Here is an 18607-nt window from a genome sequence, read left to right on the forward strand (position 1 = left end):
CACTGTCTCTTAGATGAGTAATCAGACCAGTCTTGTACTTCTGAGCAAATCAGGTCATTATCACTTTACTATAAGCTGGATTGAGTGACGAGGATGTTATATCTATTAGTGACCCAATTGGGGTGGCTGGCTTTTACAGTTTTATTGATTGTGATTGTCGCGTTATATACTAGAATAACTCGAAAAATCGAGCATTTGCGCCGTGATGTGATAAAGCTGCAAGCGGAGCTTGAGCAGCAAAAAGACCATAGTATGGCATCTTCACTGACTCGTTCGGCTGATGAAAGCGTTTATGCGCACGAGACTTCTCATGAAGACAGCACATCTAAAGAGACAAGTTTTGCTTCACAAAATTTGTCTACCGATAGTACGTCACCTCCATCGCCGCCCCCACTTCCCATGGTTACTGCAAGTCTCATCACACAGGCAACCCCAAACGTCTCTGATAATAAACCTATAAATAATCACGCCTCAATAACCACAAAAAACAACACACTGGTAGCGAAACCAAGCGCACCGATAGAGCCTGATGAACGCTCACTGCCTATCGTTACTTCATTGATTCATTCAATTAAAAACTGGTTCTTCGGTGGTAATTTGGTCGTGCGTGTTGGCGTCTTGGTATTGCTAGTAGGTGTGGTGCTACTGCTACGCTTGCTGAGCGAGTATATAGAGATTTCGATTACTGCAAAGCTCATGACTATCGGCATCGCAGGACTTGGATTGGCAGGACTGGGGTTAAAACTAACGGCAAAACGTTTCTCGTATGGGATTACTTTACAAGGTGCAGGTTTAGCCATTGCTTATTTGAGCACCTTTTTTGCTTATAGCGTCTATCAAATTATCCCAAGTTTACCGAGCTTTATTGGACTCGGATTGTTATCCGCCATTACCATTGCCCTCGCCGTACGTCAAAACGCTTTTCCTCTGGCTTTGTTGGCGTTATCGGGTGGCTTCTTTGCGCCTATCTTGACTGGTAACGATACCGGCAGCTTAGTGACATTGTTCAGCTATTATTTACTTTTGAACGTGACGATTGCGATTATCGCGCATTACCGCCCTTGGAAGATACTCAACCTATTCGGTGTGGTCGTGACATTTGGACTGGCTTACTATTGGGGCATGAGTGATGATTTGAGCGCTGTCATTGAAACGCAGCGTTGGTCATTGGTGATATTGGTTACCTTACATTTACTGCTTTATCTGTTTGTCGTCATTCGCTACGCACAGCAAATCATCACCTATAACATTCTCAATGAAAAAAACTCCTCTCATATAGATAATGCAAACAACAAAGATAACGCGGGCAAAATCCATTCAGAAAATAACGGCTATGTATTTCCCATTGATACGGGCTTACTGTTTTCAGTACCGATATTGGCATTTGGCTTATTTGCTGCCTTATTAGATGACATTCCTAACTCTTTAACCATTACTAGCGCAGTTTTAGCAGTCATTTATTTGGGACTTGGCTGGGTGTTTGTCCAGCGCAGTCAGCGTTATGCTTTAATTACCGAGGGCATGTTGGCATTAGGCTTTGGCTTTTTGGCATTGGTCATTCCGCTGGCATTCGATGCTGAATGGATTGCTTTTGGCTGGTCGGTACAAGGATTGGCACTGGTGTGGTTCGGACGGCGCTCGCTACGCGCTTGGTCAGTGTTATTTGGTTTACTATTGCAGCTAATCAGTATAGGCATGTTGATGATAAAGGTGGTCTTTGCCGTTCAAGACTATCAAACATTGGCCTTAACCATTTCGGCTATTACTTATCTAACCACTGTGTTTATTTTACGCGCTAGCAACTCGCCGGCTATCCTAAATAATAGTTTGAACGACGACTTAAACGGTGGCTTAGATAATCCCTCAACACATTCTCAAGAGCAAACCACCACGTCAGATTCGATATTAACCTACGCCAATGCACTGGGTATCAGCACCCAAGCCGCCCAGCAATGGCTAACCTCAATCAATAGCCAAAGCAAAGTCTTTAACATTGTTTGGCGCAGTCCTCTATTAATACGATTTTTAACTTTTACTGCTATGGCTTGGCTACTACAAGTATTGCTGCTTGATTTTAATCAATGGTTTACCAGTTGGCAGTTAGCAACGACGACTTTGATTGCAATCGCAGCACTCATCAGCTTGGGTACTTACTGGGTCATCAATCGTTATCGCTCGTGGGCAGAGACCAGACAGTTTAGTCACGGCTTATTAGTGGTGTTTTGTCTAATGCTTGTTCTACAGCTACCGCAAAAATTCGAATTCCATTTAGCATGGCAGACAGCAGATTGGTTGTTATTTACTGGCCTAATCATTGGTGGGTTGGTCATCGGACAGTTGTGGTTAAAGACATGGTACGAGCATTCAGAATTGTCACGCTACGATGGCGCGAGCTGGTTGGGCGCTGGAATTTTAGTCATCGCTGCCGCAGCTCATTATGGACTCGCAGATTCAGCTGGGGTGATAGCTATCTTGATTCCAGCCGTTTTGATATTAGCAGGATTATGGTTCAGCTATCGTGATTCCGGTTATCGTCAGCAAAACACGCAAACACATGAAGTGTTAAATCAAGGTTTTCTGTACTGGTTTGATTGGCAACAAGCGCTATTAAGCTGCGCGGCTATCTTCGCATCTATCGCCTTATTTTGGGTCGTCATTACCAACTGGTCTTATGATGGCGTGATCTGGGGACTGCCCTACTTCCCACTGCTAAATTTATACGACATTACCTCATGGCTCGTGCTATTCGTTGGTTGTAGTCTATATTACATGAGCCAACATCGCCGCAATGAGGGGCACATTGCATCAAATACCGACGTCAAATCCAAGCGTATATTCACCACTAATACTTTACTAATTGTATTGGGGCTTATCAGTTTTTGGTTGATATCTAGCATGTTGGTCAGGACGCTACACGCCTTTATCGCTACACCGCTATGGACTACAGACGCATGGAGTAGCGAGCAAGTACAGACGGGGCTAACCATTTTATGGACGCTATTGGCATTAGTCGCCACCATCATCGCCAGTCGCTACTGGCAGCGCGCGCTTTGGTTTATGGGCATCGGGCTGTTGGGTATCGTTGTGCTCAAATTGGTGTTGGTCGATTTGTCACAGACTGAGGCGATTTGGCGAGTGATATCCTTCCTTGGTGCAGGTAGCTTGATACTGTTAATTGGTTATCTTGCCCCATTACCACCCGCGCACGAGGAAATAGCAAACCAAAATTAGGTGTAATGACAAATCTGGTTAAGTGAAATTGTGGCGTGAGCAATGTGGTTCTGTAGTAAACTGGACACCATTAGAAAGTAAACGTAAATAGTTTTACTTTTAGCATTTTTTATAAAAGGTTATGAAAGCAGATGGATAAGAGAGTAAGTATTCAGTGGTTCCCTGGGCATATGAACAAAGCCCGTAACGAAATCAAAGAAATCATGCCGCAGATGGATTTGGTCATCGAGGTCATCGATGCGCGCATCCCTTATAGTAGTGAAAACCCAATGGTTGCGGCATTGCGCGGCGAAAAACCTGTCATCAAAATCCTGAACAAAGCCGACCTTGCTGATCCAGAATTGACCCAAGCGTGGATGGAATATCTTGAGCAGCAAAGCGGTGTCAAAGCCATTGCTTGCGATACCGAGAAAGCCAACGATGTGAAACGTATCATCGCCATCTGTAAACAACTGGTGCCCAATAAAGTCGGCACGGGTCGTCAGATTAAAGCCATGATTATGGGCATTCCAAACGTTGGTAAATCCACCTTGATTAATACCTTAGCGGGACGCGCTGTGGCAAAGACAGGTGACGAGCCAGCCGTGACCAAGTCACAGCAGCTGATTAAGCTTGACGATGACATCATGCTCTATGACACGCCAGGTATGCTATGGCCAAAAGTCGAAAACGAACACTCTGGCTATCGCTTGGCAGCGACTGGTGGTATTCGTGATACCGCTTTCGACTTCGCTGATGTGGCCAGTTACACCGCTGAGTACTTGATGCATGCCTATCCTGAGCTGCTAAAAACTCGCTATAAAATTGAAGAATTACCTAAGACAGATTGGGAGTTTTTTGAAGTGGCGGGACGTAATCGCGGCTGTGTACGTTCGGGTAATAAAGTCGATACGTACCGCATGTCTGAGATTCTCGTGAATGAATTACGTAGCGCTAAAATTGGGCGCATTACGTTAGAAACGCCAGAAATGACCGAGGCTGAAGAACTCGTGGTCGCTGAACAAAGACTCGCTACAGAAGAAAAAAGAATTGCTAAAGAAGAAGAGAAGCGTTTGCGTCGTTTGAAAACTCGAAAGAATCGGAAGTAGGTTTGGTTCAAGGCTCATTACTCAAAAAACTATTGCCTATATAAAAGCCCTTATGGGCTTTTTTTATGTCTGTATTATCTGTATAACATAAGTATCGTATATCAGAATTATAAATATAGAGAGTGCTTAATGACAGATTACAGCGTAATGAAAGAGTTAACTTTTTCCAGCAGAGATGAATTCACACGTAAGCCTATCGCTGAAAAAATCATTAAGCTATTAGATTCTGCAATTGATGTTTCCCCAATGATTATTGATGGTAAATGGGGTACAGGCAAAACCGAGTTTTGCTTCAAACTTAAAAATCTCATTGAAGCAGATAACACCAACAATTATAAAGTTGGTTACGTTAATGCTTTTCAAGCTGATCATGCCAATGAACCGCTTTTAACCCTTATAGCTGAGGTGGCTAGTTTCTACGATGAAAAAGACGAAAAGCGCAAGAATTTTATAAAAAATGCAGTTCCTTACTTAAGGCTTATTTCTGGTATAGGTCTCAAAGCAGGATTAGGATTTGCATTCGGTAGATATGCGGCAGATATTCCTGACGCACTAGCAGATGGAATGGAAGAAATAAAGGATGGGTCAAAATCTCTTATCGACCAATCACTTGAGTCTATGATTAAAGACCAAGTAGAAGCGGAAAAGAATTTATCGACATTGCGTGACGCTCTATCTGATATTGCTTCCACAAACCCTATCATTTTACTTATTGATGAGCTCGATCGTTGTCGTCCAGACTTTGCAGTAATGATGTTAGAAACCATCAAGCATGTGTTCGATGTAGATAATGTGCAAATTATATTAATTACCAATGCGGAACAGCTAAAAGCCACTATTAAACACAGTTATGGCAATGAAACCAACTCACACGACTACCTTTATAAATTCTTTAAATATCAAGTTAACCTGCCAACGACCATCAAAGATGTTGAAGGCAGATCAATTGAGAATAACGTCACTTATTTTAAAGCGACAGTTCAAGCTAGCAGGGTAATTCCTCAAGACTTTAAAGACAACGAATTTATCTATGAGATTCCAACCTTTCTTGATGTTGGTACGCTGTCTCTACGAAATATTGAGCAAATCGTCCGCTGTATAGAGACTCTAGTAGTATTTGAAAATATTGAGCGGAGTAAATCATTGACTATTGAACAGATTTTAGTGGTCTTTCTATCATTTGTTTATATGATGGATAAAGATTTACTAAATCAAATCGTAACAAGACATATAAATCCGACTAAATTTTCAAATTTTATCAGAGGCACTAGGTTAGATATGAGGCAACCGTATTCTAGGTCTGACATCCTTAATGATTTGTCCGTCAAAAATCTTTTCTCGATTGCATTTGACAAGTATTTTGTAAATTCTTTTCTAGACCTACCAAGTAGTACTATTGAACGACAAGAAGTGCAAAGGCATATTAAGATTAGTTTAGGCAAATATGATTATATCAGCGATATACATAATGATGAATATATTAAGCAGGTAATCAATAACCTCCTGCTATTCGATATCGTTAAGTAGTTATTTTTATTATATTATTTAATGGCATGGCGCCAAAGTTGGGTCGTAGCAAATACGTATATCAGGTATAATTGTTTACCTTCAAAAAACCAAATATAAGAGCCTATGACCCAGCTAACTGCCAACTCTATACCTTCTGAAACCAACTTTAATCACTCTACAACATCTCTAAACTCCTTTGCCCCGCGCCTACTCGATTGGTTTGCCGAAAATGGTCGCCATGACTTACCTTGGCAACAACACCAGACTGACACGCCCAACCCTTATATTGTTTGGCTATCTGAAGTCATGCTCCAGCAGACGCAAGTGACTACCGTACTGCCCTACTTTGCGCGCTTTATGGCATCGTTTCCGACTGTGCAAGATTTAGCCGCAGCAGAATGGAATACCGTAGCAGAGCATTGGGCAGGACTTGGCTACTATGCACGCGCGCGTAATTTGCATAAAGGTGCCAAGCAGTTAGTCGAAGTAATCGATGAAACGGGCGAGTTTCCACAGACACTCGCAGGATGGGAAGCAATCTCTGGAGTTGGCCCATCGACTGCTGGCGCGATTATGGCAATGGGATTACATCATTATGGCGTCATCTGCGATGGCAACGTTAAACGAGTAATCACACGTTGGGCAGCGATTGACGGCGATATTACCAAGTCAGCCACGACCAAAGATCTATGGGCATTGGCGGAGCGTTTAACGCCTGTCGATGACTCAGGATTATTTGCGCAAGCGATAATGGATATGGGCGCAACGTTGTGTACTCGTAGCAAACCTGCTTGTCTTTTGTGTCCATTAGAGGAAGACTGCCTAGCCCATGCGCAAGGTCGCGAGACGGATTATCCAGTCAAAGCAAAAAAGCAACCAAAGCCCAGCAAGTTTAGCAATGCACTGTTAATTAAAAATTCTGATGAAGATATTTTATGGCTACAGCGCCCTGATAACGGTATTTGGGGCGGACTGTGGAGTTTGCCTTTGCAGTTTGTTGAAAAAATTGACGGTAAAGTAAATGGCAAAACAACTGCTAAAAAATCAGAAGTCAGCGATGATAAACCATTAAAAGTTACTAGCAATGAAAAAATTTATGAAGCAGAATTTACCACTGCTGAGCAGATCATCAATGAGTGGCTGATAAAGAATAAATTAGTAGCAGCGCCTATCAGCAAGACCTTGCTTGATGATGCGCCAATCAAACATTCACTGACCCACTTCCATTGGTATTTGACGCCGCAGTCCCTGACTTTAAATGCTACGCAAACTGCCGAAATGACCGAAGCCTTACAGGCAGCAGAGATTAATATTCATTGGTTAAATGCTAATGATGCTCAGGCAACGCTTGGATTGCCACGCGCGATGGTTAAGATTTTAGAATAATCATATAATCCATGCCTCCACACCAATTATGCTCAAACCAACTGATTAAACAACCATCTCGTATGCCATAAAAAAAGCGACTCATCATAAATAGTAAGTCGCTTTTTATTTAATGCTCATAAATACAGAATAAGCTAAGACTTTGGCACTCGCAAGCGCATCAATCCTTCCTGCTGCACAGTGGCCACCAGCTTACCATCTTGCCAGAACTGCCCATGGTTTAAGCCCTTAGCATTAGACGTGGTATCACTCCACATGTCGTACAATAGCCAATTATTTAAATCAAAATTGCGATGAAAATGCATCGAATGATCGATACTGGCCGCTTGTAAGCCGCTGGTCATAAAGCTGACACCATGCGACATCAGGCCGGTTCCCACCAGATAAAAATCAGAAGAGAATGCCAATAGTGCTTGCTGAATAGCAATGGGCTGCTTACCAAGCTCACGAATGCGCAACCAGTTCGCCTGTTTAGGTTTCATTGGCTCTGGATGAATCGGATCGCGCGGTTTGACTGGCTTAATCTCAACATGACGACGGCGCATAAAACGGGCTTTGAGCGCGTCTGGCACTTTACCGACATACTCTTCTTTTAAATCCTGCTCGGCGAGCAAATCTTCAGGCGGCGGATAGACTGGCATATCTTCTTGATACTCCAAGCCCTCTTCCATCGGTGAAAATGAAGCAATCATTGAAAATATTACTTGCTCAACTGGTGGCTTGCCACGCACTTCTTTATATTGAATTGCGGTCACTTCACGCGCAGACAGACTACGACCGTCACGTAGGCGGCGCACTTGATAAATGACGGGCTGAGTGATGTCCCCACCGCGCAAAAAATACCCATGTAGTGAGTGACAGGGTTTGTCTTTATCTAGTGTATGCGCCGCTGCCATGATGGCTTGGGCCAGGACTTGTCCACCAAAAATACGACTGCCAACATAATCATGGCTTTTACCCTCAAAGACATCAGGGGTGACCTCGATAAGCGCCACCGTAGTCAGCAGCTCATCAATCAGTTGCGAATAATCGGACATGACGATATGTTTCCTTATTTTTATCAAAAACGCTACGCATCTAAAAATGAGCATCTAAAAACATGCACCCAACGATATCAATATGATATCGCGCAAGATCCTTTGCGGTTGAATGTAAAATAATATGAAATCACTTGCTGAAAATACACAAGAGAGATTTTAGAACAAAAAATACCGATGAAGTATCGCGATGATTAAACATTCATTATTCGGCAAGAAGGTCAACATCTTACCCAAAATTGCGAGCTTTGACTAGATAATGGCGATGTATCCACCAGTATCCTTCTAACGCACTAACTTAGCGAATAAAGCACATAGGGTCTGTTGAACATTCAAATGTGGTACTGGCAGTGGCTATTTTTTAGACAATACGCAGTGAAATTTTTGACGCCTAGTCGTTCTAGGGTAGACAATTTCGCCATGTATTGGCAAAAAATAGCCCTGCCCTGAAAGGCTGATGCTAAAATCACCCCAAACGTTGTTGTAAACCTAGCTAAGGTCTCGACATTATCGTCGGTTTACGCCTGATTTGATAAAACGTTTGATGCGATTTTAGCGATCAGCAGTCCTAATATTTGAATGTTCAACAGACCCTAATATCAATTATGATAAATGAACAAAAAAACGAGACGATTAGACAACTCGTTTTTATATCAGACTTTTAACTTATGGTTTTACTGCCACTAGCACGCGGATAGAATCTGGCACTAGCGATAAATTACTCAAGGCTTGCTCGCCTTGGGCTTTTAGTTGCTCAAGACGCTCAATCTCTGCAGGACGGACGTTAGGATTGATGGTTTGTAGGTGCTTTAAGCGTTTGATTTCACGTGACCACTGTTGGCTAAAGCGGGCGCTCGCCTGCTCACCAATCTCAGCAAGCTGCTGACGGGCAATGTCTTCGGCTTCATAATAACGCTGCTCAATCACATCACCGCGTACTTTAATCACTTGGCGGGCACGGTTTTTATCCAGACGCTCAATATGCGGCATGATCATATCGGCACTGATACGGGCGGATAAATCACTGCCTTGCTCACTGATAAACACACGGATATTTTGTGTCGTCAACGTCGCTGGCAAATTGAGCAATCTTGGCGCAATCGCTTCAACGCGGAAATTCACTTCGAGCAGTACCATACCTTGTGGCACAGCAGAACTTTTTAGCATCGCAACCGTGGTATTACCAAAGGTGCTGGTACTCGCCAGCTCATAGATAGCGCGCATCAATGGATGCTCATGAGTGATGAATTCGATATCTTCGCGCTGGAGTGCTTGCTCACGCTCAAAGGTCAAGGTCATACCGTCTTCATCACCAAGTGGCAGGCCATCGATATAATCACTAATCTCGGTGCTATCAATCGGAGCAATCACCCACGAACCATCGCGCTGGATATTGTGATCAATATTGGCTGAGGCAAAAAAGCGCTCGATAAACTGCGGCAATAGATTATGACCATCAAAATCACGCATGGCGTCCGCGATACGACCAGCGACACGGGGACGGCACGAGTTATATTCTAATAGGCGATCACGACCCGCTTGTAGCTGCGCCTCTAGCCCCAATCGCGTCTGTTGTGCTTCTTCGATAATACTTTGCAGAATCGTACGATTAGCGTCAGTATCCGCCCCTTCAAGCATCGGCTTAAGCTCTTGGATATACTGTTCTTGTACGCTCTGCGCGGTCGGTGAAATCTGATTAAACATATTCAGCGCATCATGATACCAGTGATACAATCGCTCTTGCGCTGTGCCCTGTACATAAGGCACGTGCAGCATAATTTGTTGTGTTTGTCCGATACGATCTAAGCGACCGATACGCTGCTCCAAGGTATCTGGATTGGCAGGTAAATCCCATAGTATCAACTGGCTGGCAAACTGGAAATTACGACCTTCTGAGCCAATCTCCGAGCACAATAATATCTGTGCGCCTTCACTGTCGGCAAAGAATGCCGCTGCTTGGTCACGCTCAAGCAATGTCATCTGCTCAGTAAAGATAGCTGTCTTAATGCCTGCATGCAGACGTAATACCGCCTCCAAACTCTCAACGGTCGCGCCACTACGGGCAATCAATAGCACTTTTTTGTGCTTAAGCTCACCGCGCAAAATTTCAATCAACCATGGCACACGTGGATCGTCTTCTAGCCAGCCACCATCAGGTTGATTTTCTTCGCCCCATAGCTGCTCGCGCAATTTACCATTGGTTTGATAGCTGTCTATCCATGCAGCAGGTAATGCCAGTGGATACGGCTGGCTGCTACGACCATAAAACCCTTTGACACTCTCACGAGTATTACGGAATAAAATACGGCCTGTACCATGACGATCTAGTAGCTCATTGAGCGCATGTGTACGCAATTTTTCATCATCATTAATCGTTGCCAACTCATCCATGCTGATGTCTAGCAAACTGCTTAGGGCGGCAATTTGACTGTCACTCAAAGGCTTATCTTCAATTAACACACCAGCGACAGCAGCCGTTTCAGCAAAGGCTTCTTGGCCATCGATAAATTCATCCAAATCATCAAAGCGATCTGGATCGAGCAAACGCAAACGAGCAAAGTGACTTTGTGCCCCAAGCTGTTCAGGCGTCGCTGTCAGTAGCATAACCCCTGGCGTCTCTTCGGCAAAGTCAGCAATCAAGTCATATTTATCGTTGCCGCCTTGCGCCTCGTCCCAATGCAGATGATGCGCCTCATCGACGACCAATAAATCAAACCCTGCATCCATCGCTTGATCATACAAGTCAGGATGGTCGAGCAATAGATCCATACCAGCAATGATACATTGCTCAGTCGCAAAGACATTTTGTTCAGGATCGTGTTCTTTAATGGCTGCCGCACGTACCAAATCAAACAGCGCAAAATTTAAGTTAAAGCGACGACGCAGCTCAATCATCCACTGATATTGTAGACTGTCTGGCACTAGGATAAGCACACGCTCAGCTTTGCCCGTTAACAACTGCTGATGAATAATCAAACCCGCTTCGATGGTTTTACCCAGACCCACTTCGTCAGCGAGCAACACACGCGGTGCAATACGTTTGCCAACTTCATGGGCGATATAGAGCTGATGCTCAATGATATCGACACGTGCGCCCATCATGCCTTTGAGTGGATGACCAGCAAGCGCCGATTGCATACGCAAGATATCTTGACGCAGCTCGTACCAATCACCGCGCTCAATACGACCAGCTAGCAGACGCTCAAGCGGCTTAGCCAAGGTGATATTGGCAGCGAGACGGGTTTCCATAATGCCGCGCTCGTGTTCATCGACACCGTATTTAAGCACGCCCATCACTTCATCAACCGCATTGACTAGATAGCACTTGCCGTCTTGGTCATAAATGCTATCGCCAACTTTGAACACCACGCGTGATAATGGCGCGGAGTTTTTCGCATAGACGCGCGTCTCTTCACTTTGCGGAAATAAAATATGTACACATCGGTCGTCTACATCGATGACCACACCTAAGCCCAACTCGGACTCCGTATCAGATAAATAACGTTGACCAACGGCGAATTCGGTGCTGTGCAATGAAGCGATAGAGATAGTCATAAGGCGATGTCTTTTTGTACTCAGATGATAAGAAAATAGGTAGATAGCAATGGTGGCTAGTAATGCTGGCAAAGGTTACTTACTCACGCCGCTACCCGTCAAAAAACGTCAGTGCAAAGCAGCCACATAAATCAAGCCAACGTTTTGGCCGAACCATTATATAACGTTAGCGGCTAGATGAGTGCGTTAAGTTGACTTTTCAAGAGCAGATTCATGCAAGATTACTTCAATGCCAAGCATAAATTGGTCATATAAAATAATAAGATAACGACTCGTAAGTAAAGAAAAAATATTGTCATTATAAAATTGCTTCTGTATTGTTAACAAATGCAATAGAACATCTCCCTTTTCTTACCTGAACGACCTAAATTGTCCAAACGCTCACTTAAACATACCAATTAACTGGCCAATATCTGTGATTGATTATCTTTCATGATTTGTAGGCACAGTATGGCTGTCTATAAATTTTTAAGTGATGAGCACACAGACAATTCAGTCGGTTAAGTTATATCGCCATAACTTTTATACTTCTAGGTGTTTTGCCGTTATATACAAATCATATTGATCAAAATTACATATAACCACACGACTGATTGCAATCATTAAATTGTATTGGCAGTCTTTTTTGTGGTCACTATCACCCAAGGACCATCACCATCATGAGTGCCTCCAAAAAAGTTGGCTTTTTTAATCAAGTTAGTACCCAAGTGACTACTATTTTATTTATTGCTTTTGCAATCGTACTCGCAGTTGTCGTCTATGTTGTTGATAAAGAAGGCTACGAAAAAATCCGTCTTGAATCAGCAAAGCTGGTGGCGGAACGTGGTAATACGGCAGTCAATAGCATCTCTGCTGATATCAATCGAGTAATGCGTAGTGCGTTACTGCTACAACAGAGCGCGCAAACGTTGCCGCCAGAAGAAGCGATTTTACAAGCCAGTACTGCCAATGCCTTTGATAAGCGTGATTATAGCCTGTTGGGTAGTGGTGGTATTTGGCCTGATAATGGGGCACTTGGGGCAAACACCGCCACCCATCCTTTCTTGATGGTACGTCAAAATGGTGACTATCAAGCGGTGTTGAGCGACCCAAATCCAGCTAACCCTTATTATCAAGAAGATTGGTTTAGTGTCTTGAAGCTGCTCAAACCTGAGAGCTGTATCTGGAACCATGTCCGCGCCAGCCAAACCAAAGGCGAGCTTGCGATGAGCTGCGGCGTCGCTATTGAGCGTGACAATCAGTTTTGGGGTGCCAGTACCGTCAACTTCACCCTTAACCAGCTACAAGAAAACATCGTGAAGTTAAGCGAAAGCTCGGGCTCAGGCTACATTTTATTATTGGATAATAGTGATAAAGTTATCGCGTCCTCTAACCCTGAACGCTTAAGCTATATTGACGAAGAAACCGGTACGCCGCTTGATATCAAACAAGTCATTAACTCAGACCCTGCTTGGCAACCGGTGCTTGATTTCTTAGATGTCCAACGTAATGAGACCATCGAGCAAGTTGCTGCTAACGTCTCACCGCAAATCCAACAAGTATTGACCACGCTTGATAAAGCAGAAACCGGTACGGCAAAGGGTTATTATCTCGTCAACTACGCCGCTTATCTAAATAACGGTGAGAACAAGCAGAACGCCATGGACAGTCGCTTGTTACAGAGCTTTGCGCTGGCGAAAGACAGCTACTACAACGGTAGTCAAGCGTACGTTTTTGAGATTCCTGAAACCTACTGGAAGCTTATCGTTGTCCAGCCTGATGCTGAAATTAACGCCATCGCCGATAATCTTAGTGAAAACTTGATTAACTGGATTGCATTGGCGCTACTCATCACAGCAGGCGTGATTTATTTTATGTTGACTTTCTTAGCCTTCAAACCGCTAAAAGAAACCACTGATAAAATCTCACAAGCGGAAAATCTGATTAACGATAAGCAATACAATAAGCTGAGCGAAGTTAAATTTTCTGAAGGTCGAAACGAGATTGGACTGGTAAACGGCTCTATTAATGATCTATTAGATCGAATCCAATCTAACGAAGGTAAGCTTGCCAATATCAACCAACAGTTAGAGATTAAAGTTGAAGAACGTACTGCTGAGCTACAAGACACGCTAAAAGAGCTGAAAAACTCCCAGCTGCAATTGATTCGGTCAGAAAAAATGGCCACTCTAGGTCAAATGGTGGCAGGCGTCGCCCATGAAGTGAATACACCCTTGTCTTATGTGCAAAACAATTTAGAAATTATCGGTCAGTTGACGGAGCAATACGAAGAGCTGATTGAACTGGTACAAGGATTAAAAGGCGTTAAGTCTGAGGCAGCATCTGATGGCAAAATTGAAAAGTTACTAGCAGATATTGTCCGTGCGTCTGATGAAATCCAAGACGACGACCTATCATCTGAGCTAAAAGAGCTGATTAAAGATTCACTCTTTGGCGTTGAGCAAATCACGGAAATGGTGTTAAACCTACGTAACTTTGCCCGTCTTGATGAATCAAAAGTAAAAACCATCGATGTGCGCGAATGTATTGAAGCCTCGCTCAAAATCGCTGGTAACTCTATCAGACATCAAGAGATTGTCACTGATTTTGCGCCCACGCCTGAAGTAAAATGCTCACCGTCGCAGATTAACCAAGTATTGGTGAACTTGCTCAATAATGCCGCGCAAGCCATGGGAGAAAAACCGGATGGCAAAATCGAGGTGCGGACGCACGCCGATAATAGCAATGTTTATATCGATGTGAGCGATAACGGTAAAGGCATGAGCCCAGAAGTTCTCAATCAAATATTCGAGCCGTTTTTTACGACCAAAGGCGCAGGCGAAGGTACAGGACTTGGTATGGCTATCAGTCAGCAGATTATGGAGCAGCATAATGGCGATATCAAAGTCGTATCGACCGAAGGCGTTGGTACCACATTTACGTTAATACTGCCGATTAATAATGACTTAACAGAGCAAAATCTAATCGCGTAATCGCTGGGTCAGCTGCCCTGTTACGTAGAACATATTTAGATATTTAACGACAATTATTATTCATCATAAGGATATCATCATGAATGAATCTGAAGATACGCCCAATGCCGTTGAGCTAGGGTCTGAATCAAAGCCAAAATTGGCCTTTATTGACGACGAACAACGCATTTTACGGTCTATGAAACTGCTGTTTCGTAAGACCCATGACGTCTTTATCACCACCGACCCTACTGAATATATCGACTATATTAAAAACAATCATGTACACGTCGCGGTCAGTGACCAACGTATGCCTGAGCGAGTCGGTGTGGATCTCCTACGCGAAGTGAAAGACATCTCTCCGTCTACCATGCGCATTTTATTGACAGGTTATGCCGATTTAAATGCCATTATTGGCTCTATTAACGATGGTGAGATTTATCGTTATTTAACCAAGCCGTGCAAATCTGAAGAGCTACTCGCCGTCATTGGCCGCGCCACCGAAATCGCCTTGACCTATAATCCAGACGAAGATGCCGACCAATTTGATAGCTCAGGTAATAAGCAAACACTGTTGGTGATTGATGAGACCAACGAGCTGATTGAGCAGATACGCAAGCAGTTCTCTAACAGCTATAAAGTACTGCACGCTGAGGGCTTAGAAGAGGCTTATGATTATCTGGCGAACGAAGATATCGGTGTTTGTATCACCGATATTAATGTCAGCGGCGAAAATATCGCGCCCATTATTTTTACCTTAAAGCAAGATGCGCCGCACTTGGTGGTATTGGTACAGACTGAATTCCAAGATGCAGGCTTGCTGATTGATTTGATTAATAAAGGTCAAGTCTATCGCTGCTTACCGAAGCCAATGCGCGCTAGCCTACTTGAGATTAGTGTCAATCGTGCATTCCAACACCATACAAAACTGAAAGCCAGTCCTGAATTGGTGAAGCGTTATGAAGTCGAACATGACCCTGAAAACGATGTGCGCATTGATTTAAGCAGTCGCGTACGTAGCCTAATTGGCAAATTGCGCAAACGTTTCTCTTTATAAGCGTAACAATGACATGAGCACAAAAACTCCTGTCGCAAAAATTAAAACCTCTATTTCAATATTGAAGTAGAGGTTTTTTACTTTGCGGTTTTTGACTAAAATCACCAACGTGCTACATTAAGTCGATAATCATGCAAACCCATTTAAAATAACAATGAGATAAGGAATAGCCATGCAAGCGGTTTTTTTAGATAAAGGTACGTTTTCTGATGGCGTCGACTTGCCAGCACCGACAGGCATCAGTGATTATGTGACTTATGATGACACGCCAAAAGACAATGAGGTCATTTTGGCGCGCTGTAAAGACGCTGATATTATCATCACTAATAAAGTCCAAATTGACGCTGACGTAATAAGCAAACTTCCCAACCTGAAGCTTATCCAATTGACCGCCACGGGGATGAATAACGTCGACCAAGAGGCTTGTATTGAGCATAATGTCGCGCTATATAACGTCGCAGGTTACGCGGTCAAAAGCGTGCCTGAGCATACCTTTATGCTCATGCTGACGGCTATGCGTGCCGGTATTTATTATCATCAAAAAGTCGCAGACGGCACATGGCAGGCAAACGGTAATTTTTGCCTGCTGGATATTCCGCTGATAGATTTGGAGGATAAAACGCTAGGGATTATTGGGGTCGGCACTATCGGCAAACGCGTCACCGAGATTGCTCGCGCTTTTGGCATGACGGTATTGTGGGCGGAACATCAAGGACGGGCACCACGTAATGACGACTATACCGCGTTTGATGAGGTGCTTGCCCGCGCTGATGTGTTGAGCTTGCATTGCCCATTAAACGCGCAAACCCAACATCTTATTAATAAAGACACCTTGGCAAAAATGACCAAGCAACCACTTATCGTCAATGTGGCTCGCGGCGGCGTTGTCGATAGCCAAGCACTGACCGACGCCATCAATAATGAGCAAATCATCGGCTATGCCAGCGACGTGTTTGAACAAGAGCCGATTGTCAAAGACGACCCTTTATTGACCCTTGCTAATCATCCACGCGTCATATTTAGTCCGCACAATGCGTGGGGCAGCAAGAGTGCGCAACAAACCCTATGGCAAATGCTCAGCAACCAAGTCGCTGACTTTATTGATAGCCACCAAAATTCTAACGGCTAAAACGTAACCAATCGTCTTTTATTTTACGGTGTTTGAGCATAATGCGGTCGCTGACATAATTATTCGTCACATGCCAAGGGTAGCGATCGCCTTGCTTGGGTAACTCGTCCTGAGCTCGCTTAATATAACCCGCCGATAGCGCACCCATCACCGTATCTGACTGAACTTGTACTTTTTCACGCTTGGTCTCAGCTTGTGGCACAGCGACCTGATAACGATGGGTCTGCATATAATCAAGTAGCCGTACGATATACTGAGAGGCTAAGTCTACCTTTAAAGTCCACGAAGCATTGATATAACCAAACATCACGGCCATATTGGGCACATCCTCAACTAGGACTGCTTTGTAGGTCATACGTGCACCCACTTTGACTGGCTGACCATCAATATACAATGATGCGCCGCCGAGCATTTGCAGCTTTAATCCCGTTGCGGTGACAATAATATCAGCATCGAGATGTTTACCCGATTCAAGCATGATGCCCGTTTTAGTAAAGTGGCTGATTTGGTCAGTGACCACCCCTGCTCTTTTGCTGTGCAAGGTATTGAATAAGTCACCATCTGGCACCGCACAGAGTCGCTCATCCCATGGATTGTAAGCAGGAACAAAATGATCAACAGCGACACCACTACCTTTTAACTCTCTTTTCACGCCATAGGTTAATAGCGCTTTTAACACTTTCGGTGCGTGGGCAGCAAACTGATAAACGCCTTGCTGTCTTAAGACGTTACGCGCCCGCAATAGCGTATAAGCTTGCTGTTTTGATAAAGGCGAAAATTTAGCAGATAGCCACTCAAGCGCATAATCATCACCAGGTACGCTTGCCACATAAGTCGGCGAACGTTGCAGCATCGTGACGTGCTGCACACATTGACCATCGTCTTCATTGACCATCGCAGGCAACAACGTCATCGCTGTGGCACCGCTACCAATAATGACCACTTTTTTATCATGATAATCAACGTTGTTCCAATGCTGCGGATGGACGATTTGACCTTGGAAATCTTCTTCCTTTTCAAAATGTGGTTGATAACCCTGCTCATAGTCATAATAGCCGGTTGCCCCGACGACGAAGTTTGCGGTCAACGTAGACACCTCACCGCTCACATGATTTTTGATCGTGGCTGACCACTGTTGATCATGGCTTGACCATGACAGCTGCTGCACCTCATGCTGATAGCGAATATGTTCAGTAATGCCAAATTCACGCGCCGTATCAGCGATATAACTCTTAATGTCCTCACCTGCTGCCAGCATTCGATGATCCAACCATGGTCTAAAACTATAGCCAAAGGTTAAGGCATCAGAGTCAGAGCGAATACCAGGATACGTAAATAAATCCCAAGTACCACCTAGATCTGAGCGCTTTTCTAATACGATAAATGGTGGCGTTTTTGCCTGCTTATTCACTTTCTTTTTTGACTTGCGTTGTTGTAATTGACAGGCCATCCCGATACCGGCAAGCCCTGCACCGACGATAAGCACATCACAATCTACTGGCGGCGCTGTTGGTGATTTTTTGCTTTTAAAGCGCTTCTTGATGGCTTGTCTGGTCGCAGTGATATTAAGCATAATTTTATCCCTATAGTTAGCTTACTTATTTTTTATCCCATAACACAATATTGGTAATAATGTTTAAACAACCTATAACGCAAAGCAGACA

Annotated in this window: 10 protein-coding genes; 7 read left to right on the forward strand and 3 right to left on the reverse strand. The window is 44.0% G+C overall.

What is annotated here, in order from left to right; genetic code table 11:
* The first annotated feature begins 93 nt into the window (after nucleotides 1–93).
* The 4 genes from IOD06_RS10780 to mutY all read left to right on the forward strand — a co-directional run bounded on the left by IOD06_RS10780 (nucleotide 94) and on the right by mutY (nucleotide 7214).
* Entirely contained in the window at nucleotides 94–3231 is a 3138-nt protein-coding gene (locus IOD06_RS10780) for a DUF2339 domain-containing protein (RefSeq protein ID WP_194620901.1), read from the forward strand.
* A gap of 131 nt (nucleotides 3232–3362) precedes the next feature.
* The gene (gene ylqF, locus IOD06_RS10785) at nucleotides 3363–4319 is read left to right on the forward strand and encodes a ribosome biogenesis GTPase YlqF (RefSeq protein ID WP_010197827.1); all 957 of its coding nucleotides are present in this window, start codon (nucleotides 3363–3365) and stop codon (nucleotides 4317–4319) included.
* A 129-nt stretch (nucleotides 4320–4448) separates the two neighbouring features.
* Nucleotides 4449–5846 carry a P-loop NTPase fold protein gene (locus IOD06_RS10790; RefSeq protein WP_194620902.1) on the forward strand — a complete coding sequence of 466 codons (1398 nt, stop codon included), beginning with the start codon at nucleotides 4449–4451 and terminating at the stop codon, nucleotides 5844–5846.
* A 105-nt stretch (nucleotides 5847–5951) separates the two neighbouring features.
* Complete coding sequence (mutY, locus tag IOD06_RS10795) at nucleotides 5952–7214, forward strand: A/G-specific adenine glycosylase (protein WP_194620904.1); 1263 nt, start codon at nucleotides 5952–5954, stop codon at nucleotides 7212–7214.
* A gap of 134 nt (nucleotides 7215–7348) precedes the next feature.
* Here mutY and IOD06_RS10800 read toward each other — a convergent pair whose 3' ends face one another.
* Complete coding sequence (locus IOD06_RS10800; protein WP_010197837.1) at nucleotides 7349–8251, reverse strand: acyl-CoA thioesterase II; 903 nt, start codon at nucleotides 8249–8251, stop codon at nucleotides 7349–7351.
* Between the two features lie 666 nt (nucleotides 8252–8917).
* The gene (gene rapA / locus IOD06_RS10805; RefSeq protein ID WP_194620905.1) at nucleotides 8918–11806 is read right to left on the reverse strand and encodes an RNA polymerase-associated protein RapA; all 2889 of its coding nucleotides are present in this window, start codon (nucleotides 11804–11806) and stop codon (nucleotides 8918–8920) included.
* A 659-nt stretch (nucleotides 11807–12465) separates the two neighbouring features.
* Between rapA and IOD06_RS10810 the strand changes: the two genes are divergently transcribed.
* From IOD06_RS10810 to IOD06_RS10820, 3 genes are all read left to right on the forward strand, one after another.
* Nucleotides 12466–14778: a sensor histidine kinase gene (locus IOD06_RS10810; RefSeq protein WP_194620907.1), complete on the forward strand. Its 2313-nt coding sequence runs from the start codon at nucleotides 12466–12468 to the stop codon at nucleotides 14776–14778.
* Between the two features lie 79 nt (nucleotides 14779–14857).
* Nucleotides 14858–15814: a response regulator gene (locus IOD06_RS10815; protein ID WP_194620908.1), complete on the forward strand. Its 957-nt coding sequence runs from the start codon at nucleotides 14858–14860 to the stop codon at nucleotides 15812–15814.
* Between the two features lie 172 nt (nucleotides 15815–15986).
* Nucleotides 15987–16943, forward strand: a complete 957-nt coding sequence (locus IOD06_RS10820; protein WP_194620909.1) for a D-2-hydroxyacid dehydrogenase — start codon at nucleotides 15987–15989, stop codon at nucleotides 16941–16943.
* Here the strand turns inward: IOD06_RS10820 and IOD06_RS10825 are convergent.
* Nucleotides 16933–18516, reverse strand: a complete 1584-nt coding sequence (locus tag IOD06_RS10825) for an NAD(P)/FAD-dependent oxidoreductase (RefSeq protein WP_194620910.1) — start codon at nucleotides 18514–18516, stop codon at nucleotides 16933–16935. The genes IOD06_RS10820 and IOD06_RS10825 overlap by 11 nt on opposite strands.
* Between the last annotated feature and the right edge of the window lie 91 nt (nucleotides 18517–18607).

Source organism: Psychrobacter sp. N25K4-3-2 (genome assembly GCF_015351755.1).
Taxonomy (GTDB): Bacteria; Pseudomonadota; Gammaproteobacteria; order Pseudomonadales; family Moraxellaceae; genus Psychrobacter; species Psychrobacter glaciei.

Bases quoted from the DNA above. Each gene is read 5' to 3' on its own strand.
- IOD06_RS10780 (WP_194620901.1), top strand. From the start codon at position 94: ATGTTATATCTATTAGTGACCCAATTGGGGTGGCTGGCTTTTACAGTT.
- IOD06_RS10820 (WP_194620909.1), top strand. From the start codon at position 15,987: ATGCAAGCGGTTTTTTTAGATAAAGGTACGTTTTCTGATGGCGTCGAC.
- IOD06_RS10810 (WP_194620907.1), top strand. From the start codon at position 12,466: ATGAGTGCCTCCAAAAAAGTTGGCTTTTTTAATCAAGTTAGTACCCAA.
- IOD06_RS10800 (WP_010197837.1), bottom strand. From the start codon at position 8,251: ATGTCCGATTATTCGCAACTGATTGATGAGCTGCTGACTACGGTGGCG.
- mutY (WP_194620904.1), top strand. From the start codon at position 5,952: ATGACCCAGCTAACTGCCAACTCTATACCTTCTGAAACCAACTTTAAT.
- IOD06_RS10825 (WP_194620910.1), bottom strand. From the start codon at position 18,516: ATGCTTAATATCACTGCGACCAGACAAGCCATCAAGAAGCGCTTTAAA.
- rapA (WP_194620905.1), bottom strand. From the start codon at position 11,806: ATGACTATCTCTATCGCTTCATTGCACAGCACCGAATTCGCCGTTGGT.
- IOD06_RS10815 (WP_194620908.1), top strand. From the start codon at position 14,858: ATGAATGAATCTGAAGATACGCCCAATGCCGTTGAGCTAGGGTCTGAA.
- IOD06_RS10790 (WP_194620902.1), top strand. From the start codon at position 4,449: ATGACAGATTACAGCGTAATGAAAGAGTTAACTTTTTCCAGCAGAGAT.
- ylqF (WP_010197827.1), top strand. From the start codon at position 3,363: ATGGATAAGAGAGTAAGTATTCAGTGGTTCCCTGGGCATATGAACAAA.